The organism is Cardiobacterium sp. Marseille-Q4385, from assembly GCF_916618745.1.
Lineage (GTDB): Bacteria > Pseudomonadota > Gammaproteobacteria > Cardiobacteriales > Cardiobacteriaceae > Cardiobacterium.
This window is the reverse complement of sequence record NZ_OU745373.1, coordinates 1,627,934-1,650,359: the sequence shown is the minus strand read 5'-3', so window position 1 is coordinate 1,650,359 and position 22,426 is coordinate 1,627,934. Positions and strand designations below refer to the sequence as shown.

Annotated in this window: 19 protein-coding genes; 5 read left to right on the top strand and 14 right to left on the bottom strand. The window is 59.6% G+C overall.

Translation table 11 applies throughout. The features are described 5' to 3' along the window. Positions 1 to 25: 25 nt before the first annotated feature. A complete protein-coding gene (locus LG374_RS08035) occupies positions 26 to 661 on the bottom strand; it encodes a cytochrome c (RefSeq protein WP_225757208.1) in 636 nt (211 codons plus the stop codon). A 53-nt stretch (positions 662 to 714) separates the two neighbouring features. On the opposite strand from LG374_RS08035, the gene LG374_RS08030 reads away from it, so the two are divergent. Beyond that, complete coding sequence (locus tag LG374_RS08030) at positions 715 to 966, top strand: accessory factor UbiK family protein (RefSeq protein WP_225757207.1); 252 nt, start codon at positions 715 to 717, stop codon at positions 964 to 966. A gap of 73 nt (positions 967 to 1,039) precedes the next feature. On the opposite strand, the gene ilvD is transcribed toward LG374_RS08030, so the two are convergent. The 13 genes from ilvD to LG374_RS07965 all read right to left on the bottom strand — a co-directional run bounded on the left by ilvD (position 1,040) and on the right by LG374_RS07965 (position 16,301). Continuing rightward, positions 1,040 to 2,884, bottom strand: a complete 1,845-nt coding sequence (gene ilvD / locus LG374_RS08025; RefSeq protein WP_370639308.1) for a dihydroxy-acid dehydratase — start codon at positions 2,882 to 2,884, stop codon at positions 1,040 to 1,042. A 76-nt stretch (positions 2,885 to 2,960) separates the two neighbouring features. After that, the gene (locus LG374_RS08020) at positions 2,961 to 3,569 is read right to left on the bottom strand and encodes a BON domain-containing protein (RefSeq protein ID WP_225757206.1); all 609 of its coding nucleotides are present in this window, start codon (positions 3,567 to 3,569) and stop codon (positions 2,961 to 2,963) included. 194 nt (positions 3,570 to 3,763) lie between these two features. After that, positions 3,764 to 4,702: a porin gene (locus LG374_RS08015; protein WP_225757205.1), complete on the bottom strand. Its 939-nt coding sequence runs from the start codon at positions 4,700 to 4,702 to the stop codon at positions 3,764 to 3,766. A gap of 221 nt (positions 4,703 to 4,923) precedes the next feature. Next, positions 4,924 to 5,307, bottom strand: a complete 384-nt coding sequence (acpS, locus tag LG374_RS08010) for a holo-ACP synthase (protein WP_225757204.1) — start codon at positions 5,305 to 5,307, stop codon at positions 4,924 to 4,926. A gap of 121 nt (positions 5,308 to 5,428) precedes the next feature. Next, positions 5,429 to 6,646, bottom strand: a complete 1,218-nt coding sequence (locus LG374_RS08005; protein WP_225757203.1) for an aspartate kinase — start codon at positions 6,644 to 6,646, stop codon at positions 5,429 to 5,431. A 10-nt stretch (positions 6,647 to 6,656) separates the two neighbouring features. Continuing rightward, a complete protein-coding gene (gene alaS, locus LG374_RS08000) occupies positions 6,657 to 9,548 on the bottom strand; it encodes an alanine--tRNA ligase (RefSeq protein WP_225757202.1) in 2,892 nt (963 codons plus the stop codon). Next, positions 9,538 to 10,005 carry a regulatory protein RecX gene (locus LG374_RS07995; protein ID WP_225757201.1) on the bottom strand — a complete coding sequence of 156 codons (468 nt, stop codon included), beginning with the start codon at positions 10,003 to 10,005 and terminating at the stop codon, positions 9,538 to 9,540. The genes alaS and LG374_RS07995 overlap by 11 nt, the downstream gene beginning before the upstream one ends. After that, positions 9,992 to 11,080, bottom strand: coding sequence for a recombinase RecA (gene recA, locus LG374_RS07990; protein WP_225757200.1), 1,089 nt, complete (start codon positions 11,078 to 11,080; stop codon positions 9,992 to 9,994). Before recA ends, LG374_RS07995 begins: the two co-directional genes overlap by 14 nt. 21 nt (positions 11,081 to 11,101) lie before the next feature. Beyond that, a complete protein-coding gene (locus LG374_RS07985) occupies positions 11,102 to 12,202 on the bottom strand; it encodes a tetratricopeptide repeat protein (RefSeq protein ID WP_225757199.1) in 1,101 nt (366 codons plus the stop codon). 187 nt (positions 12,203 to 12,389) lie between these two features. After that, positions 12,390 to 13,187 carry an ABC transporter permease gene (locus LG374_RS07980; protein ID WP_225757198.1) on the bottom strand — a complete coding sequence of 266 codons (798 nt, stop codon included), beginning with the start codon at positions 13,185 to 13,187 and terminating at the stop codon, positions 12,390 to 12,392. Next, on the bottom strand, positions 13,184 to 13,948 hold the full coding sequence (locus LG374_RS07975; protein WP_225757197.1) for an ABC transporter ATP-binding protein: 765 nt from the start codon (positions 13,946 to 13,948) through the stop codon (positions 13,184 to 13,186). Before LG374_RS07975 ends, LG374_RS07980 begins: the two co-directional genes overlap by 4 nt. Further along, positions 13,948 to 15,087, bottom strand: coding sequence for an ABC transporter substrate-binding protein (locus LG374_RS07970; RefSeq protein ID WP_225757196.1), 1,140 nt, complete (start codon positions 15,085 to 15,087; stop codon positions 13,948 to 13,950). Before LG374_RS07970 ends, LG374_RS07975 begins: the two co-directional genes overlap by 1 nt. Then, the gene (locus tag LG374_RS07965) at positions 15,087 to 16,301 is read right to left on the bottom strand and encodes a hypothetical protein (RefSeq protein WP_225757195.1); all 1,215 of its coding nucleotides are present in this window, start codon (positions 16,299 to 16,301) and stop codon (positions 15,087 to 15,089) included. Before LG374_RS07965 ends, LG374_RS07970 begins: the two co-directional genes overlap by 1 nt. A gap of 281 nt (positions 16,302 to 16,582) precedes the next feature. On the opposite strand from LG374_RS07965, the gene LG374_RS07960 reads away from it, so the two are divergent. The 4 genes from LG374_RS07960 (at position 16,583) to LG374_RS07945 (ending at position 22,365) form a co-directional block, all read left to right on the top strand. Then, the gene (locus LG374_RS07960; protein WP_225757194.1) at positions 16,583 to 17,908 is read left to right on the top strand and encodes a DEAD/DEAH box helicase; all 1,326 of its coding nucleotides are present in this window, start codon (positions 16,583 to 16,585) and stop codon (positions 17,906 to 17,908) included. A 260-nt stretch (positions 17,909 to 18,168) separates the two neighbouring features. Beyond that, on the top strand, positions 18,169 to 19,392 hold the full coding sequence (cmr1, locus tag LG374_RS07955) for a type III-B CRISPR module RAMP protein Cmr1 (protein ID WP_225757193.1): 1,224 nt from the start codon (positions 18,169 to 18,171) through the stop codon (positions 19,390 to 19,392). Positions 19,393 to 19,411: 19 nt separating this feature from the next. Continuing rightward, the gene (gene cas10 / locus LG374_RS07950; RefSeq protein ID WP_225757192.1) at positions 19,412 to 21,193 is read left to right on the top strand and encodes a type III-B CRISPR-associated protein Cas10/Cmr2; all 1,782 of its coding nucleotides are present in this window, start codon (positions 19,412 to 19,414) and stop codon (positions 21,191 to 21,193) included. Further along, complete coding sequence (locus LG374_RS07945) at positions 21,190 to 22,365, top strand: type III-B CRISPR module-associated protein Cmr3 (RefSeq protein WP_225757191.1); 1,176 nt, start codon at positions 21,190 to 21,192, stop codon at positions 22,363 to 22,365. The genes cas10 and LG374_RS07945 overlap by 4 nt, the downstream gene beginning before the upstream one ends. Positions 22,366 to 22,426: the final 61 nt, after the last annotated feature.

The window sequence follows — 22,426 nt, the reverse complement described above, 5'->3', positions numbered from 1 at the left end:
TGCCAAGCGGCATCCATGTTCGCCGTCACGGCTCCTGCGTCGAGAGCCAGGCGGCGACAGCGGCACTATCTTCTTTATTCAAGTGACTCGCGTTCGGGAACATTCCCTTGTCGTCGGCGCTGTCATTGGGGCGGTCGCCACGTTGCCAGGCGATAATTTGCGCGCGCAGATACGACGCGGGCTGGGCGGTAATGGCGGGGATTTTGCCGTCGCCGCGATTGCCCGCCCCGTGGCACTGCGTGCAAGGCTGGATGTTACGTTCGGAATCGCCCTGCTCCGCCAATACCTTGCCGCGCGCAAGTAGCGCTTCCTCAGGAGGCGCTGCGGCAGCGGTAACGGGTGCGGGCGGCAATGTCGCGTAATAAGCGGCAATATCCGCCATTTTCTGCTCGTCCATCATCCTGGAAAACGTCTTCATTGAGGCGGACTTGCGTTCGCCACTTTTATAGGCGGCGAGCTGGGCGGCTAGGTACTCGGCATCAAGTCCGGCCAGACGCGGCCAGGCTTCCCCACTGGCATTGTCGCGACCGTTGCCGTCCGCTTGGTGGCAGCCAACGCAGGCGCCGCTCAACGCCTTGCCACGTGCTGCATCACCACTTTCGGCACTGATAGCGACGTGAGCGGCGAAGCATACAACCATAATAATGATGGAATTTTTCATAATGGCCTCTGTGTTACACTGCGCCGCCATTATGTCATGCCGTGGAGCTTGCGATGAAAAACAACCCCTTTTCCTTTTTCCTGGATCAACTGGAACAAAAATTGCCCGATTCCTTGCGCCCAATGCCAGCGGAAATCCGCACCGCCGCCCGCGCCATGATTGATGAGCGGCTGGCAAAATTTGACTGGGTGCCGCGCAGCGAATTTGAAGCACAGGAACGCCTGCTGGCACAAGCGGAAGCGCGTATTGCCGCACTGGAAGCGAAGCTGAACGCCACACTGCCGCAGACGGGCACTTCCGCCTGAACCACCCTGCCCTACCTAGGCAACGCGATCATAAAAAACGGGCCTTACGGCCCGTTTTTTATGGCGAGAAAGTTCAATCCAGCTTGCTGAGATCGCGCACCGCCCCTTTGTCGGCGCTGGTGGCAAGCAGCGCGTAGGCTTTCAGCGCGGCAGAGACTTGGCGCGCGCGTGGTTCGGCGGGTTTCCAGCCTTTGGCGTCCTGTTCGGCACGGCGACGTGCCATTTCTTCATCGCTGATGTCGAGGTGGATGCGGCGCGCGGGGATATCAATGTGGATGGTATCGCCGTCGCGCACGAGGCCGATGGCGCCACCTGATGCTGCTTCCGGCGAGGCATGGCCGATGGAGAGGCCGGAGGTGCCACCGGAGAAGCGGCCATCGGTGAGCAGCGCGCATTTGGCGCCAAGGCCCATGGATTTGAGGTAGCTGGTCGGATAGAGCATTTCTTGCATCCCCGGCCCGCCTTTCGGCCCTTCGTAGCGGATGACGACAACATCGCCCGCTTTGACTTCGCGTTTGAGAATACCGTTCACGGCGGCGTCTTGGCTTTCGTAAACGATAGCTTTGCCGCTGAATGTGTGAATGCTTGCGTCCACTCCGGCGGTTTTAACGACGCAGCCGTCTTCGGCGATGTTGCCGTAGAGGACGGCAAGGCCGCCGTCCTGCGAGTAGGCATGGTCAATGTCGCGGATGCAGCCATTCGCGCGGTCATCATCCACGCTGTCGTAACGGCAGTTTTGCGAGAAGGCAGTCTGGCTGCGCAGTCCGGCGGGGCCTGCTTGGTAGAATTCACGAATTTCCGGGGCAGGGTCGCGGGTCAGGTCATAGCGGTCAATGGCCTCTTGCAAGGTTGCGCTGTGCACGGTCGGCATGTCGGTACGAATGAGGCCTGCGCGCGCGAGTTCGGCGAGGATGTTCATGATGCCGCCAGCGCGGTGTACGTCTTCGATGTGGTATTTGGGCTCGTTCGGCGCGACTTTGCACAGCTGCGGGATGCGGCGCGACAGGGCGTCAATGTCTTTCATGGTGTAGGGGACGTGCGCTTCTTGTGCGGTAGCAAGCAAGTGCAGGATGGTGTTGGTTGAGCCGCCCATGGCGATGTCGAGGGTCATGGCGTTCTGGAAGGCGTCGAAGTTGGCGATGGAGCGCGGCAGAACGCTGGTATCGCCTTCGCGGTAGTAACGCTCGGTAATGGCGACGATAGTGCGCGCGGCATGCAGGAAGAGCTGTTTGCGGTCAGCATGGGTGGCGAGGGTGGTGCCGTTACCGGGCAGCGACAGGCCGAGCGCTTCGGTCAGGCAGTTCATGGAATTGGCGGTGTACATGCCGGAGCAGGATCCGCAGGTCGGGCAGGCGTTTTTTTCGTAATCGTCAACGGTTGCGTCATCCACTGCCGGATCCACGGCATAGACGATGGCATCAACCAGGTCAAGTTTGTGCTTGGCAAGTGCGGTTTTGCCCGCTTCCATGGGGCCGCCGGAGACGAAGACGGCAGGGATGTTGAGGCGCATCGCCGCCATCAACATGCCGGGGGTGATTTTGTCGCAGTTAGAGATGCAGATCATGGCGTCGGCACAGTGCGCGTTGACCATGTATTCGACAGAATCGGCGATGATGTCGCGACTTGGTAGCGAGTAGAGCATACCGTCATGCCCCATGGCGATGCCGTCATCTACGGCGATGGTATTAAATTCTTTGGCGACCGCCCCCGCCGCTTCGATTTCGCGCGCGACCAGTTGCCCCATGTCTTTGAGGTGCACATGGCCGGGGACGAACTGGGTGAAGCTGTTGACCACGGCGATGATGGGCTTGCGGAAGTCTTCATCTTTCATGCCGGTAGCACGCCACAGGGCGCGGGCACCGGCCATATTGCGTCCGGCAGTGGAAGTTTGGGAACGGAGAGGGATTGCCTTTGTCATGATGGTTGCCTGTTTTTTGCTGGGAATAGAAACGATAAAGCCGACCGCAGGCGGTCGACTTTATGGAAAAGTGGGCTTAGATATTGCCACCGAGCGTAGTTGCCGCCGGATTATTGACGATTTCAAACATGCTGACGATTTCTTTCACGCCGGAGACGCGGCGCGCAATATCTACCGCAGCCTGCGCTTCTTCTTCGCTGACGATGCCGAGTAAATAGGTGTAACCATGCTCGGTAACGACTTTGACGCGGGTCGGGTCGAATCCAGCAATTTTTACGTCCAGCAGTGCCGATTTGACCTTCGCTGTCTGCTTGGAATCGTAGGCGCGCTCCATGAAGGTGCTGCGTCGCCCAATGACCAGCTGGTTACGCACTTGTCTGACGCCAGGAATCTGCTCCACCGCAGCCGTGATATGTTGACGAATGTTTTCGTTGTAAGCCTCGCCCGTGAGCAGGACCATACCGTTGTAGCCGGTGGCGCTGACGTGGCTGTTATCGGCAAGTGTCTTTGCTTGGCGGATGGTGTTCAGCACTTTTAATTCCAAGGCGTTATCGTCAATGATAGTACCTGCTGAGCGCCGATCATGCACCATGCCGGCTGTCGTTGCCGCGCCGCCAACAAGCATCATGCCGCAGCCTTGCAACAGCAAAGTGGCAAGTGCAAGAGAAAGCATTTTTTTCATCATACTCGCAAAAATCTGTGTTAAATCGTGGAGTTCGCATTATAAACAAAATCTGCCCATGCCACTGTTTTGCGTGTGTAGCGGAAACACCGCTGTCAGACAGGATGACTCCGTGACCTTGATGCACAAATAGAAGCATTCTATGGACAATAAAAAAGCGAACCCGAAGGTTCGCTTTTTGCGGTAGAGGATACCGATTAGAAGTCGTGGCGAACGCCAACAACAACTTCGTAGTTATCTTCTGCACCTTTTTGACGCGGATCATAGTAAGAACCTTCAACCCAAGTGTAGGTACGCGGGCTGAGGTTGTATTGGTAACCAAGGGCATATTCATACCAATCGTTCTTACCTTTGCCGTCGTCATAGCCGAAGCCAGCGCGGAAAGTGTTGTTACCGAGGTAGTATTCGCCAGCCAAGTTGTAGTAGCTGTCTTCGCTAGACTCGTGCTCGTAGCCCAAGCCAACTTTGAAAGTGTCGTTCTTGTAGCCAGTAGAACCACCCATAAACTCGGTAGAACCTTTACCTTGATCACGATATTGGTAAGCACCGCCGAAGAAGATGCCGCTATTTTCATAGAATGCACCAGCTTCCCAAGCGTCAATACCCTTCGAATCAGAAGTAGTGATAACACTATTATCACCATCCAAGATCATGGAGGCGCCAATCTTGAAGCCGTAGATATCCGGGCTAACGTAGCTGATAACTTTGCTCAGACGATTAGGACCGTGGTGATATTTGAAATAAGTGTCTTGGAAGTTATCGTTGAAATCGGTTGCGGTTGCAAAGATAGATTTCTGACGGCCCAAGGTCAGGGTACCAAAGTCACCTTTCAAGCCAAGATAAGCGTAACGGGTGCCTTCTTTAGCTGTAACACCAGCATCAGTTACGTTGAACTCGAAGCGGTAGAACGCTTGCAAACCGCCGTTGAGGTCTTCAGTACCACGGATACCGAAACGGGCAACGCTGCGATTCAAATCCCAAGTGGTTTTGCTGAGTTCCAAAGGACGATTATTTTCGGATTTATCGGCAACTTTGACGGAATAACCGATAGCGCCGTAAAGCGTCGTGGTGTTTTCTGCTTGGGCAACGCCGAACATACCGGCCAGAACGCTCAATGCAATCAGTGATTTTTTCATGTTAAGTCTCCTAGCAATAGCTAAATTCAATTTCGCGGATCGCCTAATCCGGGGGCAATCATACTGGCTTTTTTGTGCCCGTGCAACCATTTTGTTGCAAGAAACCAACAAGGCTTTTTTTGTGGTTATTTTACAACTTTTGTTCTGCCCTTCAGCCTAGGAAAAACACATATACATATGTTTTTGATGTTATTTTTAGACTGTAACCAATGCAATGATTTTTACCGCTCGCACCAGACGAAAGCGACGGCGTAATCACGTTCGTCGCTCAGACTAAGATGAATGGTGGCGATGTCTCGTGCGCGACGCAGGCTGTGCAGTGGTTCGGTATCAGCAAATTGTGGCGCACCTAGTACGGTTTTTTCGAGGCGAATAGCAGGCATGACCAACGGCGAACGCAAACCAGTACCGAGTGCTTTGCCCAGTGCTTCTTTGGCTGCCCAGCGCATGGCGAGATAGCGCACCGGGTCACGTTGTACACTGAGTTGGGCGAGTTCGTCTGGGTGCAGAATTTTTTCTGCCAAACGCTGTCCGTGTGTACGCCATAAGGCGGCGATACGACGTTTGTCAATGATGTCAGTGCCTATCATGGGTGTTTTGAGCATTCTGTGCTGCAAGCCGGCAAGCGGGATCAATATTGAGCTCGCCGGGCGGACAACTATGCGGTTTATCGCGTGTGTATAAAAAAGCGGGACCTGCCCGCTTTTTGTTTTCAGCAACGGCGTATCAGGCTTTATCGAGGCCGAAGGCTTCGTGCAGGGCGCGCACCGCGAGTTCGAGGTATTTTTCGTCAATACCCACGGAGATTTTGATTTCCGAGGTGCTGATGATGTGGATATTGATGTTTTCTTTGGCAAGCGCCTGGAACATGGTGCTGGCGACGGCTGCGTGCGAGCGCATCCCCACGCCGACGATGGACACTTTGGCGATGTTCGAGCCGTGGACAACGACGCCGCTTTCCGGCGGGAAGGTTTTGCGCAGGATTTCCAGGGTGGTGTCGTAGTCACCGCGCGGCACGGTGAAGGTGAAGTCGTTTTTGCCTTCGATGCCGATGTTCTGGATGATCATGTCCACGTTGATGTTGGCTTCGCCGATGGGGGCGAGGATTTTGTAGGCAATGCCGGGGGTGTCCGGCACGTCAACGACGTTGACCTGGGCTTCGTCGCGGCTGAACGCGATACCGGTGATGATGGCTGATTCCACGGGTTTTTCCTCTTCTAGACTGATCAGGGTGCCTTCGCCGTCCTCAAAGCTGGACAGAACGCGAAGCGGGACTTTGTATTTGCCGGCAAATTCGACTGCGCGGATTTGCAGGACTTTTGAGCCGAGGCTCGCCATTTCCAGCATTTCTTCAAAGGTGATGCGGTCAAGTTTGCGGGCTTTCGGTTCGATACGCGGGTCGGTGGTGTACACGCCGTCCACGTCGGTGTAGATCTGGCATTCGTCGGCATGAAGCGCTGCGGCGAGGGCGACGGCTGTGGTGTCGGAGCCGCCTCGTCCCAAGGTGGTGATGTTGCCGCGTTCGTCCACGCCCTGGAAGCCGGCGACGATGACGATTTTCCCCGCTTGCAGGTCGCGCTTGATGTTATCGCTGTCGATACCTTTGATGCGCGCTTTCATGTGCGCGCTATCGGTGAGGATTTTGACTTGTGCACCAGTGTAGGACACGGCCGGCACACCGCGTTTTTCGATGGCGATGGCGAGCAGGGCGATGCTGACTTGTTCGCCGGTGGACATGATGACGTCCATTTCACGCGGACTGGGGCGCGGCGTGATGTCGTGCGCGAGCGCAATCAGGCGGTTGGTTTCGCCGCTCATCGCGGAGACGGTGACGACGATGTCGTTGCCCGCTTTTTGTGCGGCGATACATTGTTCGGCGACGTTCTCGATGCGCTCAATCGAGCCCATCGAGGTGCCGCCGTATTTTCGGACGATTAGTGCCATGTGGTTTCCTCTATGTGTTGTCGGGCAGGGCATCTGCCAGTGCCGCAAGGGCTGCGGGCAGTCCTGCGGGAGTTTTTCCGCCTGCCTGGGCAAAGTCAGGACGGCCGCCGCCTTTACCGCCGATATGGGTGGCAAGTTCGCGGATGATGTTGCCGGCGTGCAGGGCTTTTGCCGTTTTGTTGACGCTGACGATCAGGCGGGCGGTATCGCCGTCCGCGCTGCCGATGACGACAACGTCCGCACCGTGGCGATCACGCAGTTGGTCGGCGGTGTCGCGCAGGGTGGCGTTATCGAGGCCGTCGCGTTGCAGGGCGAGGGTTTTCCAGCCCTTGACGGTCTTCACTTCGATACTGCCACCGTCGCCGCCTTGTGCCAGCTGGCGTTTCAGGGTCTGGATATCTTTTTCTTGTGCTTTCAGCTGTTGTTGCAGGGCAGCGATGCGCTCCGGCAGGTGTTCGCCGTCGGTTTTCAGCAGGGCGGCGCTTTCTGCGAGCAGGGCGTCGCTGTGCGCCAGGTGTTCCAGTGCAGCGAGACCGCAGACGACTTCGATGCGGCGCACCCCGGCCGAGACGGCCCCTTGCGAGACGACTTTGGCGATGCCGATTTCACCCAGGCGGGCGACGTGGGTACCGCCGCAGAGTTCGATGGAGAAGCCGTCTTCGCCCATGCTGACGACGCGCACCACGTCGCCATATTTTTCGCCGAAAAGTGCCATCGCGCCTTTTTTCTGCGCATCATCACGGCCCATTTGTTCGATGGTCACTGGGGCGTTGCGCAGGATTTGCGCGTTCATCATGGTTTCGACGTGGGCGATTTCGTCGGCACTGAGCGGTTTGTCGTGCGAGAAGTCGAAGCGGGTGCGGCGTTCGTCCACCAGCGAGCCTTTTTGCTGAACGTGGGTGCCGAGGGTACTGCGCAGGGCTTTGTGCAGCAGGTGGGTGGCGGAATGGTGCCGCTTGATGGCGGCGCGGCGATCCACGTCAATTTGGGTTTCTGCCGCTTCGCCGCTGGTCACGCTGCCTTCGATGACATGGCCGAAGTGCAGGAAGGCATCGCCCTGTTTCTGCGTGTCTGCGACGGCAAAGATGCCGTTTGCGGTGCGGATGGTGCCGGTATCGCCGACTTGTCCACCGGATTCGCCATAGAACGGGGTGCGGTCAAGGACGATAACGCCCTGTTCGCCGCCGAGTAGGCGGTTGACCGCTGCGCCATCGGCAAAGATTTGCATGATTTGCGCGGTACCGTGGTCGTGTTCGTAACCCTCAAAGGCGGTTTTGCCGCTGACATCAAGTTTCTGCGCGGCGTCGAATTTGCCGGCGGCTTTAGCGCGCTCGCGTTGCGCTGCCATTTCCCGCTCAAAGCCGTCGCTGTCGAGTTCGATGCCGAGTTCGCGCGCCATGTCGGCGGTGAGGTCGTAGGGAAAGCCGTAGGTGTCATAGAGTTTGAAGATGACTTCGCCGGGGATAATCAGCTTGCTGTTTGCGAGGTTATCGTTCAGGTATTGTTCCAGCGCGGCGATGTAGGGTGCGGCTTCAGAATCGCTGAATTTGGATTCGTCGCCAAGCATGTCTTCCATATCGATGGTTTTCGTCTCGCCCTGCGGGGTACGCAGCAGGATTTGTTTGCGGTTCGCCGCTTGCAGGGCGCTAACGTTGAAGGGTTTGCCGTCAGCGGTGTGCAGTTCGATGGTTTTTTGCGCTCCGTCCAGCGGCAGGAGGGATTCGAGTTTGAGGAATTTCAGGCCGTGCAGCACTTTGTGGAAGACGTTCATGCCGGTATCCAGCGTTTGCGCAAAGCGCTCTTCTTCCCGCTTGACGGCTTCGGTGATGCGCGCTTCGGCTTCAACGATTTCCGGATAGGCCTCGCCCATTTCCGCCACCAGCGGTGCGACGAGTTTGTAGAAGAACGGCTGGTTCTGTCCCAGTTTGTAGCCGTGGCGGATGGCGCGGCGCATGATACGGCGCAGGACGTAGCCGCGCCCTTCGTTGCCGGGCAGTACGCCATCGACCATCAGGAAGACGGTGGCGCGGATGTGGTCGGCGATGACTTTGAGCGAGGTCTGTTCGAGATCGTCGCAGCCGGTTGCCTCAGCAGCGGCGGCAATCAGGTTGCGGAAGATGTCGATTTCGTAGTTGGAATGGACGTGCTGCAACACGGCGGCGATGCGTTCCAGCCCCATGCCGGTATCGATGGACGGGCGCGGCAGCGGTTTCATGTTGCCCGTCGCATCCCGCTCGAACTGCATGAAGACGATGTTCCAGATTTCGATGAAGCGGTCACCGTCTTCTTCGGGTGAACCGGGCGGGCCGCCCCACACTTCCGGGCCGTGGTCGTAGAAGATTTCCGAGCAGGGGCCACAGGGGCCGGTGTCCCCCATCGCCCAGAAGTTGTCAGATTCGTATTTGGCTTTGCCCGGCTTGTCGCCGATGCGGATGATTTTGTTCTCCGGCAGGCCAACGGTGTCACGCCAGATGGCGTAGGCCTCGTCGTCTTCGTGATAGACGGTGACGCAGAGTTTTTCCGGCGGCAGGCCGAAGACTTGTGTCAGCAGGTTCCAGGCGAAGGGAATGGCCTGTTCTTTGAAGTAGTCGCCGAAGCTGAAATTGCCCAGCATTTCAAAGAAGGTGTGGTGGCGCGCGGTGTAGCCGACGTTTTCCAGGTCGTTGTGCTTGCCGCCAGCGCGCACGCAGCGCTGCGAGGTGGTGGCGCGCTTGTAGTCGCGCGTCTCGCTGCCGGTGAAGATGTCCTTGAACTGCACCATGCCCGCGTTGGTAAAGAGCAGGGTCGGGTCGTTGCCCGGCACCAGCGAGGAAGAGTGAACGATTTTGTGGCCGTGTTCGGCGAAGTAATCGAGAAAGGCGCGCCGGATGTCGGCGGTAGAAGTGGGTCGTTTATGTGTCATCGTGGGTTGCTTTCATTGCTTGCTGGATGTCGTCGTAGGAAAAGCCGCGTTGAGCGAGGAAGCGCTGCCGCTTCGCTTTTTCCTGCGCCGTCGTGGCGGGGGTGCTGTATTTTTTCAGATAGGCGCTGCGGGCGGCGTCCGCCCAGTCGGCGTCGTCGAGCACGTCGCGCAGCAGTTCGCCGTGGATGCCGCGTGCTTCGAGTTCGTGGCGGACTTTAAGCCGCCCCTGCCCGCGCGCGAGACGGTTGCGGACAAAGGCTTCGGCAAAGCGGGCATCGCTCTGCCAGCCGCGCGCGGCGAGGGTGTCGAGGACGCTTTCAATCGCAGTAGAGGTAAAACCGTGCAGCTTGGCGGCGAGTTCGGCGCGGCTGTGTTCGCGTTGTGCGAGCGCAGTGAGACAGCGCGCTTCGATAGCGCGCTGTTCGTCGTCGGGGTGGGTGAACTCAGAAGGGTTCATCGCCATCGGTCAAAGACGGCTGGGCATTCTCGCCGTCATCGCTCTGGCCGCTGCTGACTGGCAGTTCGGCGTCGCTGTTGCCAATGTAGTATTCGCGGATTTTTGCCTCAATTTCGGTGGCGAGTTCCGGTTTTTCTTTGAGGAAGGCGCGGACTTTTTCCTTGCCCTGACCAATTTTTTCGCCGCCGTAACTGTACCAGGCACCGGATTTCTGGATGACGTCAATGGCGACGCCGAGATCAATGATTTCGCCGAGACGGGAAATGCCTTCGCCGTAGAGGATTTCAAATTCGGCCTGCTTGAACGGCGGCGCAACTTTGTTTTTCACCACTTTGACCCGCGTCTGGTTGCCGATCACTTCGTCGCCGTCTTTGAGGGAGCCGATGCGGCGGATATCGAGGCGCACCGAGGCATAGAATTTGAGGGCGTTACCGCCGGTGGTGGTTTCCGGCGAGCCAAACATCACGCCGATTTTCATGCGGATCTGGTTGATGAAGATGACCAGGGTATTGGTGCGCTTGATGTTCGCGGTTAGTTTGCGCAGTGCCTGGCTCATCAGGCGGGCTTGCAGGCCGACGTGCGAATCGCCCATGTCGCCTTCGATTTCCGCCTTTGGGGTGAGCGCGGCGACCGAGTCCACCACCACCACGTCAAACGCGCCGGAGCGCACCAGCGCATCGGTGATTTCCAGCGCCTGTTCGCCGGTGTCCGGCTGGGTGATGTAGAGGTTGTCGGTATCGACACCGAGTTTGCGCGCGTAAATCGGGTCAAGGGCGTGTTCAGCGTCAATAAAGGCCGTCGTGCCGCCCGCTTTCTGCGCTTCGGCGATGACTTGCAGGGTCAGCGTGGTTTTACCCGACGATTCCGGGCCGTAGATTTCGACAATCCGGCCACGCGGCAGGCCGCCGATGCCGAGGGCAATGTCGAGGCCGAGCGAGCCGGTTGAGATGGCCTGAATGTCGAGTGCGGCGGTTTGGTCGCCGAGACGCATCACCGTGCCTTTGCCGAAAGTTTTGTCAAGCTGTGCCAGCACGGCGGCAAGCGCCTTTTGCTGTTCTTCTGTCTGTTTCGCCATAAAAATCCGATAGTTTTCAAGTTACTGCATGGCCTTCAAGGCCTCTAATTTGCGCGCAATCATAGCATTGTCAGGGGTCGCTTTCAGTGCCTTTTCGTACTCGGCCTGCGCCATTTGTACGTAGAGACGGGCGAGGTTGACCCGTGCCGAGTTGTGCTCCGGATGTTTCAGCAACACATCGCGCAGCGCCAGTTCTGCAGCGGGCAAATCGCCGCGCCCCGCGTAAATCACCGCCAGGGCGTTACCCGGCTGCGGCAGGTCGGGGAAATTGGCCTGCATCATTTTGTACCAACGCTCGGCTTCCTCGCCGCGCCCCAGTTGCATCAGCACCAGCCCTTTCAGGTAGGCGGCGCGGCTGTCCTGCGGATTGGTGGCGAGACGGCTTTCCAGTTGGCGCAGGGCACCGCGCGGGTTGCCGTTTTCCGCCATTGACTGCGCCTGCGCATAACCTGCCCACGGCGGATCGACTTCTTCTTCAGCAGCGGTCGGCGCCGGGGTAGCGGGCGCGAGCGGTTGCACTTCGCCGACGGCAGGCGTGACGGGTGTCTGCAGTTTGGTGTCGCTTTCTGCTGCCTCCGCCTGCGCTTTCTCGTTCACCGGCGCGGGCTTTTCCGCATCAGGAGCAGCGGCAGGCTGCCCATCCTTTTTTTCTGCGGCGGCAGCGGGTTTATCTTCGCTAGCGGCTGCCGGTTTTTCCTCGCTGGCAGCGGGCTTCTCTTCCGCCGGTTTCTCCTCTGCCGCAGGCTTTTTCTTCTCGGCAGACTTCTTCGCTTTCGTCTTTTTCTTGCTGTCCTTTTTCGCCTCAGCGGTTTTTTCTGCTGGCTCTGCGGCAAGCTTCGCTTCTTCAGCGGGCGGCGGTGGGTTCTTTGATTCGTCCTTCAGCACCACCACCGGAATGTCGGCGGGCAAATCATCCGCCGGCGCGGTAAGCGGTTCCGGGCCTGCCCCCTGACCAGGCGGGTTTGCCCGCGCGGATAATTGCGGCAGTCCGCTGTCGCCTTTGGATCGCGCCAGCGCCGCTTCCGGCGTCAAGGTGTCGCCCTGCACCGGCAATAGCGCCACCGGCGGTTCGTTCTGCGCCCACAGCGGCGCGGATAACAACATCAACCATAATTTTTTCATCACAATCCTCTGTCATATATGAAAGACGCCCAAGCGAGACAAACACTGGGCTCACGCCGCCTGCCAAGCGAGATAAACACGGGGTTCGTGCTGCCCGCCAAGCGAGACAAACACTGAGTTCGCGCCGCCCGCCAAGCGGGATAAACACTGGGTTCGTACCGCCCGTCAAGCGGGATAATCACAGCCTTCATTCCCGCCAGCGCAACACCCGCCGCTCAATCACCCCCAGCAACCACGACAGCACGATGCCCAAGAGAGCGAGCAGCGTGACCCCCGCCAGCAGCTGATCCATCTGATAAAGCGCGCCGGCGCTCGCGATATACGCGCCGATGCCACTTTCCGCATTCATCATCTCGGCGACCACCAGCATGGTGATGGCAATCGACACCGAAATGCGGAAGCCGGCAAAAATCCCCGGCATCGCGCCGGGCAGAATGATGCTGCGGATGACCGCCGCCTGCGGCAGCCCAAACGACTGTCCCATGCGAATCAGGCCGCGATCCACATTATCGACCGCCGCATACGTCGCAATCACCGTCGGGAACAATGTGCCGATCAGAATCGTCGCCACCTTCGAGCCTTCGTCAATGCCGAACCACACCAGAAACAGCGGCAGCAGCGCAATCTTCGGCACGGGAAACAGTGCCGAGACCAGCGGCAGCAACGTGCCGCGCGCGACCCGCCACAAGCCGATTAACAGCCCGATGACGATACCAAGCAGCGTGCCCAGCCCCCAGCCGATAGCGAGACGGCGCACACTCGCCCACAAGTGTTCCCACAATAGCCCGGACACGAGCAACTGTTTGAGCTGCACCACAATTTCCGAGGGCGACGCGATAAAAGCGCGGCTGATCCAGCCGAGACGCACCGCCGTCTCCCAAACCACCAGCAACACGGCAAACACCAGCCAACCCTGCCAGCGCGGCGCCTTGCCGCCAAACACGCGGGTACGCAGCGGCACCGCAATCCGATTCACCGTATTCATGCCTCCAACTCCCGTTCGGCGGCGCGAGCCTCATCGCGCATCAACGCCCACAAGCGCTCTTCCACATCCAGCAACACAGGATCCCGCTCATCGCGCGCATCCAGCGGCATATCCAGCGAGACCACCTCGCGTACCCGGCCGGGGCGGCGCGACAGCACCACCACCTTGTGCCCCAGCCGCACCGCCTCGCGCAAATTATGCGTCACATACGCCGCCGAAAACGGCGCGGCCAGCCACAGGCGGACAAAATCATCGAGCAGCAAATCCTTCGTCTGACTATCCAGCGCCGAGAGCGGCTCATCGAGCAGCATCACCGCCGGATTGACCGCCAGCGCTCGCGCAATCGCCACCCGCTGCCGCATCCCGCCGGAAAGCTGGCGAATCCAGGCATGGGCAAACTCACTAAGCTGCGTACGCGCCAGCACATCGCGCACCCGCTCGCGCCGTTCCGCTTTCGAGAGCGGATGATGCGCCAGCACCAGCTCCACATTCTCCGCCACCGTACGCCACGGCAGCAGGGCAAAATCCTGAAAAACAAACGTCAGCGGGTTGAGCGATGCGGCAGGCGGTTCACCTTCCAGCCACACCACGCCCGCATCCGGCGCTTCCAGTCCGCCCAGAAAACGCAGCAGCGTCGATTTCCCGCAGCCGGACGGGCCGATAATGCAGACAATCTCGCCCGCCTCTATCGCAAACGACACATCCTGCAACACCAGCCGCCCGTGATAACGGTGCGACACATCATCGACCAGCAGACGCATCAGTCCACCAGCAGCGCGTTGCCATCCAGCGCGTCCGGCACCAGTTTCTCCTCCTTGAACCACTGCACCTGTTTGAGCACATCGGCACGGTTCAGCGCCGCATCCGGCGAGACGCGCATCGCCCCCGCCTGAATCAGCTTGGCCGCCTCCGCTTCGGGCTTATCGACAAACACATAACGGTGCACATCGGCGACCACTGCCGCCACTTCCGCCTCAGAGAGCGACTTATCGACCAGCGCCGCGTTATAAAGTGCCGCGCCCTTGGCAAAACCGCGCCGGAAAGCGGCAAGCGACTGCGGGTTATCCTGCGCGCGCTTCGCCGAAGTAAACAGCACCGTTACCTGATAATCCGGCAGAAAATCGGCGACGCGGCCAATCTCCACCGCCGCGCCCTGCGCCACCCAGTCAGCGGCAAACGCGGGCTGGACGACAGCAGCATCCACCTTGCCCGCCTGCAACGCGGCGGCAATCGCCGGCATCGTATTCAGCGCCATCGGCTTGATGGCGATACCTTCCTGCTTGGCAATCTGCGCGCCCATATACGCAAACGACGAACCCTGGGTGGTGATGGCAAAACGCTTGCCGTCCAAATCCTTGGGTGACTTCAAACCGGCATCAAACGCCGCCTTGCTGGCGAGCAGCACATGCCCCGGCGTGCCCTTCGCTTCCGTCAGCGCGCCGCCAAAAATCCGCACCGCATCACCGCGCGCAGCAAGATTGAGCAGACCGCCGGACACCGCCGTTACGCCGAAATCAATATCGCCGGAAGCAATCGCAACCGCCATGGCCTGCGCCGCCTGAAACGGCACCAACTCCGCATCCAGCCCTTCCTCGGCGTAAAAGTCGCGTTCCTTGGCGAGAAAATTCGGCGCATGTGACGGCAGGGCGATAAAACCGACCTTCACCTTCGCATTCTCCGCACCCGCTGTCAGCACACACAACGCTGCGGCCACGGCCAAAAAACTCCGACGCAACATCAACATAATCCCCTCCTCAAACAGAAAACAAAACCGCGCGACGGCGCGGACAAAAAAACAGAACCGCTTTGTAACACAGCGGTAAGAGAGCGGCAAGAACGGCGGGGCGGGTTCGGCATTGACGCCGCTTAACAGGCTGCACCATCTGACTGCCTTTGTCATCAGCGATCCAGCCAGCCGAAAAAGACGCGCGGAAACACATCTGTGATGCCAAGCAGCACAACAGCGACGACAAAAACCTCCTCAGGCAGCGGCAATCTCTTGCCAAGAAGGATAAACAGCCCGCTATAGACCACGGCGTGCGTCCAGAACATCGCCACCGCGCCGCGCGGAATACCGCCAGGCTGCGCATTTTTCCCCGGCGGCAACAGCGGCATACCGTGGCGCACCGCATTCACCGCCACCACAATCTCCTCGGCAGTGGCAAAACTTTCCAGATGATCGGCGTTGATTTCCCGCGTGTTGCCGAGGCGGTCAGTCCACAGCAGGTACTCGGTAGTGCCGTGCTTCGTGTGCCGTTGCACGGCCCTGATGTCGCGCATCTCCGCCCAGGGCACATGCACACTGCGGCCATCAGGAAAATGCACGGTGAGCCCCTTGCCGTCGATCGCGGCCAGCAATACCTCCTGTCCAGCCAGATAATAGCGGTAATGACGCACCACCTGGCGCAGCAAAAAGAACACCACGACCACAGCGACGATGACAAAGAGCAGGGCATAAGGCGCGGGTTCATCGTCAAAAGGCGTTTTCGGCTTCTGTGCCTGCTGCCAGCCGTCGAACAGCATATAAGCAATGATGCAAATCAACATAAGAGAAGACGACAAATTGCGGACAGCGGCATAAGCGGTGTCGTTACGCTTGAACCACTGCCGCGAAACCGCCGGAGCAGGTGGCGCAGCGGCGGTTCCCTGCATGAACGCCTGCGCGGTGCGGATGATGTCCGTACAATCCGCTGCGCTGAGGCGGCGTTCGCCATACAAATAGCGGCCACCCGCGTGCGGCATGATGACGAGCAAACGACGCGCGGGCAGTGCATCCACCCGTTGCAGGGCCTGCCAACGCCATTGCCCGACAATGCGGTCGCGGCGGTACAGCGTCAGCCCCTGCGCGTCGCAGACCACGCACGGCGGATGCACGACGCCGTGCCGCCACCAGAAGAGACCGCTGCCGAGCGCCCATAGTGGCAACCAGCACGCCCACCACCAGATAATCTCCTTGCTGTGCGCGCCGTAAAGCATGGCAAAGACCATCCACAGCGCACCGAGGCAGAGCAGACAAATAAAAACAATAGCGCCCCCGGAAAACAGCCGGCGTCCGCCCCAGCCGAGGGTACGCGGATCATCAAAAGCAGGAGAAAAAGCGGGAACAGGTGACATGAGAAGCTCCGAACGGCAGGGTTCGCGGCATGATAACAAGACCAAACCGGATGAATCCTTTTGACAACTCCCCGCACAAGCGTACAATGCGCGCCCTTTTGACGACATCGCCCGCGATCCGAAGCACGAGGCTTCCCCTGATTGTTGCCGATGAATTGAAATTGACCTCTCGGCAAACCATCAATATTCGTATCCCCCTCAATTACCAACCCCTGCTTATAACCGGGATTGGTATCAGGCGTTGCGGTCGTCACGGTTTGCCACAACCCATCGGAAACAACATGCAAACCTTTACCGACCTCAACCTCCCCGAAGCCCTGCTTAATGCCATCGCCGCCAGCGGCTATACCACCCCGACCCCCATCCAGGCACAAGCCATCCCGCTTGCCATCGCCGGGCGCGACCTGCAACTCTCGGCACAAACCGGCAGCGGCAAAACCGCCGCCTTCGTCCTGCCCATCCTTACCCGCCTGATTACCAGCGAACAACGCGGCAAAAAACCGCGCGCCCTCATCCTCACCCCAACCCGCGAACTCGCCCTGCAAGTGCAGGATCAAGTGCGTAAATACGGGCGTGAGCTGAAATGGCTCTTCTCCGTGCCGCTGGTCGGCGGCGCACCCTATGGCGGGCAAATCCGCGCCCTGAAAAAAGGCGTGCAAATCATCGTCGCCACCCCTGGCCGCCTGCTTGACCACCTGCGCGACGAACGCATCGACACCTCGGCGCTTGACATGCTCGTCCTGGACGAAGCCGACCGCATGCTCGACATGGGCTTCGCTGATGACCTGGGTGCCATCATCGACGCCCTGCCGGAAAACCGCCAAACCATCATGAGCTCCGCCACCTGGGACGGCGCCGTCGGCAAAATCGCCGCGCGCTATACCCGCGAACCTGAGCGCATCAGCATCAAAGTTGAAAGCGCGCACATCGAAGAAAAAGTGTACTTCTGCGACGACCAGGGCCACAAAAACCGCATCCTTGAACACCTCGTTGCCGATCCAGACATGGGGCAAACCATCATCTTCGCCGCCACCAAACGCAGCAGCGAAGAAATCGCCGACAGCCTGCGCGACAACGGCCACCGCGCCCGTTTCCTGCATGGCGACCTGCCGCAAGTCAAACGCAACCGCATCGTTGAAGACCTGCGTAAAGGCAAATGCGACATCCTGGTCGCAACCGACGTCGCCGCGCGCGGCATCGACATCCCCGCCATCAGCCACGTCATCAACTACGACCTGCCGCGCCAAGTTGAAGACTACGTGCACCGCATTGGCCGCAGTGGCCGCGCCGGACGCAGCGGGGTAGCCATCAACCTGTGCAGCCTTGCCGACCGCAGCCAGCTTTCGGCCATCACCCGCTACCTCGAACGCAAAATCGACGAACACCGCATCGAAGGCATGGAGCCAAAAATCACCAGCAAACCCAAAACCAAACCGTCAAAAAAATTCCGTGGCAACCCGAGCAAAGGCTACGGCAAAAAATTTGACGACAAAAAAAGCTGGGGCGGCAAAAAAGGCGGCAAACCCTTTGCCCATAAAGGCGGAAAACCCTTCGCCGCGCGCAAAGACGGCGGCAAAAACTTCCGCAAACAGCACGCCTCGACCTAAGCTCACACCAAGCAACAGCGGCATCTCCGGATGCCGCTTTTTTTTTTTGCAAAAACCACGAAAAACCACACGAAATCCGTTATAGTTGCAAAAAAATCCACATCAAAATCCCAACCCCCGCCCCGTGCAAGGAAAGCCCATGCAGCAAGACGCCACACCCACCGCGCCCCTTTAGGACAAAATCGGGCGCTTTCTTATGCCCGGCATTACCGCGCTTCTATCACACCACACCCATCACCCATTGCAGGAGGATCACAATTATGGGTTTACGCAAACACCGTATCGAAGCCCCGGCAGATGCTGCCCTGCCGAGCAATCCTAGCGATTGGCACGACATCCGCTGCCGCCTCATCACCCCGCTGTATGGCGGCGGAGTGCAGGCGGCGACGGTGGACGAAACCATGCCCATCCGCATCAGCGCCCTGCGCGGCCAGTTACGCTTCTGGTGGCGCCTGTTGGCGGCGCATAAATGGCACTTGCCTGATCTCCGCCGTGCCGAATTTCAGCTCTGGGGCGGCATGGGCAGCGATGATACCGAGGCATCGGCCAGCCTGGTTTTCCTGCGGGTGCGTAATGTGCGGGACATCCACAAAGTGCCTTACACCGACTATGCCGACAATAGAAACGCGCCATTGGCCTACGTTTTCTTCCCGGCTGACAACGATAAAAACACCGATGTCAGCCACGACGTTTTACGAGAAGGCTTGCACTTCACCCTGCAACTGCGCTTTGCCACCGTCGCCAGTGAAACGCAGCGGCAGCAGGTGATCGAGACCCTGCGCTGGTGGGCGAACTTCGGCGGACTGGGTGCGCGTAACCGCCGCGGCACGGGCGCGGTACAGGTAGAGCAGGCAGACAGCCTGCCGTCATTACTGAACCCCGTCACCAAACAAGAAGCAGAGGAGGCGAGGTGCTGCCTTACCCTGCGGCAAAACAGCAGCAACAACCCTGTCGCTGCATGGAAACAGGCCATTGCCCGCCTGCGCGATTTCCGCCAGAAAGCGGGACTTGGCCGCAATCTGCCAGGCAAAGAAGCGGGCAATAAAAAACCGGCGGGGCGCAGCCGCTGGCCGGAAGCTGATGCCGTCCGCCGTTTGAGTGGACAACATGCCGCAATGCACGCGCCCGAACACCTGGCGGGCAACGTCTTTCCGCGTGGGATGTTCGGCATGCCGATCATCTTCCACTTCGTTGGCAGGGGCGAGCCGGCTGATCACCAATTACAACCGCAAAGCAAAGACCGGCTGCCCAGCCCGCTGATACTGCGCCCCTACCATGACGGCAACGGCCAATGGTTACCCGCCGCCCTACTGCTGCCGCATGAACATTTGCAGCAGATGCCCGTCGTTTTACAGCGAGGAAGCGAAAAGACATACCCCGTAAAACTGTGGGAAAAACGCTTGGCAGCAAGCATCGAGCCTATCAAAACGCAGCAGGCGGACGATCCCTTGCACGCCTTCCTGCACTACTTCGCCGCCCCATGACCACGACAAGGAGAAACAGATGAACCGATACATCCTGATACAGTCCATCGGGCCGGTGCAGGGCTTTATCGCCGCCGCCCGACGCAGCCGCGACCTATGGTGCGGATCCTGGCTGCTATCCGAAATCGCCAAAGCCGCCGCGCTGCACCTGCTGCACAACAAAGCCGAACTCATTTTCCCTGCTGAGACCGACGAAAAAAAACTGACCGATAAAAACTTCTCGGTCGGCAACAAAATTCAAGCTTGCGTCACCGCAGCCGACAGCGACGCCGTGCGCCAACTTGCTGCCGCCGCAGCTGAGGCAGTGCGACAACGCTTCATCACCCTCGCCACAGAAGCCCGCGCCAAACTGGGCGATGCCGCCCTGCGCGATAACATCTGGCAGGCACAAATCAACGACTACGTCGAAGTACAGGCGGCATGGGCGCACATTGACGACACGGCAGACGGCTACCGACTGGCCTGCGAACGGGCGGCAAGCCTGCTGGCGGCACGCAAAGCCACCCGCGATTTCCTGCCGGCCGCCTTGACCGCCGACGACAGCACACGCTGCCTGCCCAAATCCTCGCTGGACGGCGCGCGCGAAACCGTCCTGCTAGCACCAACCTTGGGACAAACCGCCCGGCGCAAACTGGGGCTGGCAGATGCCGAACAACTCGACTGCGCCGGCGTCACCAAGCGCCTCTGCGGCGACCCCGAACAATTCACCCCGTTTACCCGCATCGCTGCCGACAGCTGGTTGCGGCAACTGCCCGCCTCTGTCCTCCCCGAACTGTGCAAGGCTTACGAACCGCTGGTTACCTGCGAACTCGCCACCCGCGTCAAAGGCAATAGCGGCTGCTACCACGATTTCCCCTACGATGCCCAATACCTTTATCCCGCCCGTTTGGCGGCAGAAAAACCCAAAAGCCCCGCCGAAGCCGAAGCCCTGGATAAACTGCGCAACGTCCTGCGCTCTTTGTGGCGGGATTATGATGCGCCGTGCAGCTACGGCGTGCTGCTCCTCGCTGACGGTGACCGCATGGGCGAACTGCTGGACAAAGCCACGACCATAGAGCAGCACCAAAACATCACCCGCGCCCTGACTAAATTTGCGGGCAGCGTACCCGGCATTATGCGCGAGTACCGGGGCCATACCATCTACGCCGGTGGTGACGACGTCCTCGGTTTCGTCCCGCTGGATAGCGCCTACAACTGCACCCAGGCATTGGCACAGCACTTTGCCGACGCCTTGCAAAAACCGGCGACCCAATTACAGGCAGAACGGCCCCCCACCCTGTCCGTCGGACTGGCCATTGCCCACATCAACACCCCGCTTGGTCACATCCGCAGCCTGGCGGCACGTGCCGAGCGCGTTGCTAAAGGTGACCAGAGTGCGCCCGACAAACAGCGCAACGCCCTCGGCATCACCCTGGCCGTACGCTCCGGCAGCACCAGCGACATCCGCCTACGCTGGGACGACAGCGATGCGCACCTCGCCTTCCAGGGCTGGATCAACGCCTTCTGCGACAAACAACTGCCAAGCCGCATCGCCTACGACGCCCGCGCCATCTACCAGCGCACTGACTTCGGTATCACCACCAACTCTACCCTGCTACGCGACATCCGCAACGCCGAACTGACACGGATGCTGGCCCAGGCCTGCACTCGTGACGGCATCAAGCTGGACCAAAAACAGACAGACGCCCTGCGTACACGACACGATGCCCTGGCCGACCTGAACGCACTGGCCAACGAACTCATCACCGCCCGCTGGCTGACAGCCAAAACCCAACGCGAGATAGGAAAAGAAGAACAATGAAACACTACCTGCTTGAACCGCTGGCGCCACTGGTCTGCCGCAGCGGCCGCCCCTTCGGCACCCAAGCCGACGCGGACGACATCAACTTTCCCCTGCCTTCGGCCGCTGCAGGACTGATGCGCAGCCAACATCTCGAAGCCCAAGGCTGGATACTCGACGCAGAAACAGAAAACAGCACACGCGGTCGCCTGCGCGACGACCAGCACCACGCGCTGCAACAACTCGCCAGCAAAGGCCCCTTCCTTGCCCAGGAAGACCGGGACGGCAACATCACCGTCCTCGTCCCCAAACCGGCAGACGTCCTCTACCTGCAAGAACGCACCACCAACAAAACCAACATTCACCGCCTGCGTCCCGCCCCGTGGCCCCACGATGCCGACGGCTGTGACCTGCCGCCCGGCCTCCTGCCCGTCCAGCTACAAAACACCGTCAAAGGCAAACCCCAACCCGGCCCCGCCTACTGGCCGCTTGAGCATAGCCTGCGCTGGCAACGTGGCGAATCCCTGAACTTCGCCGACCTGCCCGCACACACCCTACCAATCGAAACCCGCACCCATGTCCAAATTGACCGCGAGCGCGATGCCGCCGCAGAAGGGCGCCTGTACCAAACTGCCGCCTACGACCTGCAAGCAGCGCGCAAAAACCACCATCAGGGCTGGGAAGAGTGCGCCTACCGCCTCCTCATCCAGAGTGAAGTAGACAGCAACAGCCCCCTCGTCCGCCTTGGCGGCGAAGGCCGCCTGTCGCGCTGCCGCCAAATCCCGCCCGACCCGGCCTTCATCCCTGCCGCTGACCTTGCCGACACCATCAACGCCGCGCGCGGCCTGCGCCTGACCCTGCTTACCCCCGCCATCTTCCAGCACGGCTGGCGGCCGGGCTGGCTGGACGACACCCTGCACGGCACCCTGCCGCACACCGACATCCGCGTCCGCTTGCGCGCCTGCGCCATCGAACGCTGGCAGCCCGTCTCCGGCTGGGACATGCATCACCACCGCCCAAAAGCCATGCGTAAAGCCGTCGCAGCGGGCGCCGTGTACTGGCTGGAAACCCTGACCCCCGCTGACCACATCGCCGCCCTGGCTTTTTCCGCCATTAGTGACGATCCGCAGGCGCAGCGCGACGGTTTCGGCATCGTCAGCATCGCTGCCTGGCACACCCCCAACTATAGTTGAACAGATAAAAAAGCGTAACAAGGCGCACCGCCGCAGACAGTACAACTAGTACGGCAAGGCG

Bases quoted from the DNA above. Each gene is read 5' to 3' on its own strand.
- LG374_RS08035 (WP_225757208.1), bottom strand. From the start codon at position 661: ATGAAAAATTCCATCATTATTATGGTTGTATGCTTCGCCGCTCACGTC.
- LG374_RS08030 (WP_225757207.1), top strand. From the start codon at position 715: ATGAAAAACAACCCCTTTTCCTTTTTCCTGGATCAACTGGAACAAAAA.
- ilvD (WP_370639308.1), bottom strand. From the start codon at position 2,884: ATGACAAAGGCAATCCCTCTCCGTTCCCAAACTTCCACTGCCGGACGC.
- LG374_RS08020 (WP_225757206.1), bottom strand. From the start codon at position 3,569: ATGATGAAAAAAATGCTTTCTCTTGCACTTGCCACTTTGCTGTTGCAA.
- LG374_RS08015 (WP_225757205.1), bottom strand. From the start codon at position 4,702: ATGAAAAAATCACTGATTGCATTGAGCGTTCTGGCCGGTATGTTCGGC.
- acpS (WP_225757204.1), bottom strand. From the start codon at position 5,307: ATGCTCAAAACACCCATGATAGGCACTGACATCATTGACAAACGTCGT.
- LG374_RS08005 (WP_225757203.1), bottom strand. From the start codon at position 6,646: ATGGCACTAATCGTCCGAAAATACGGCGGCACCTCGATGGGCTCGATT.
- alaS (WP_225757202.1), bottom strand. From the start codon at position 9,548: ATGACACATAAACGACCCACTTCTACCGCCGACATCCGGCGCGCCTTT.
- LG374_RS07995 (WP_225757201.1), bottom strand. From the start codon at position 10,005: ATGAACCCTTCTGAGTTCACCCACCCCGACGACGAACAGCGCGCTATC.
- recA (WP_225757200.1), bottom strand. From the start codon at position 11,080: ATGGCGAAACAGACAGAAGAACAGCAAAAGGCGCTTGCCGCCGTGCTG.
- LG374_RS07985 (WP_225757199.1), bottom strand. From the start codon at position 12,202: ATGAAAAAATTATGGTTGATGTTGTTATCCGCGCCGCTGTGGGCGCAG.
- LG374_RS07980 (WP_225757198.1), bottom strand. From the start codon at position 13,187: ATGAATACGGTGAATCGGATTGCGGTGCCGCTGCGTACCCGCGTGTTT.
- LG374_RS07975 (WP_225757197.1), bottom strand. From the start codon at position 13,948: ATGCGTCTGCTGGTCGATGATGTGTCGCACCGTTATCACGGGCGGCTG.
- LG374_RS07970 (WP_225757196.1), bottom strand. From the start codon at position 15,087: ATGACAAAGGCAGTCAGATGGTGCAGCCTGTTAAGCGGCGTCAATGCC.
- LG374_RS07965 (WP_225757195.1), bottom strand. From the start codon at position 16,301: ATGTCACCTGTTCCCGCTTTTTCTCCTGCTTTTGATGATCCGCGTACC.
- LG374_RS07960 (WP_225757194.1), top strand. From the start codon at position 16,583: ATGCAAACCTTTACCGACCTCAACCTCCCCGAAGCCCTGCTTAATGCC.
- cmr1 (WP_225757193.1), top strand. From the start codon at position 18,169: ATGGGTTTACGCAAACACCGTATCGAAGCCCCGGCAGATGCTGCCCTG.
- cas10 (WP_225757192.1), top strand. From the start codon at position 19,412: ATGAACCGATACATCCTGATACAGTCCATCGGGCCGGTGCAGGGCTTT.
- LG374_RS07945 (WP_225757191.1), top strand. From the start codon at position 21,190: ATGAAACACTACCTGCTTGAACCGCTGGCGCCACTGGTCTGCCGCAGC.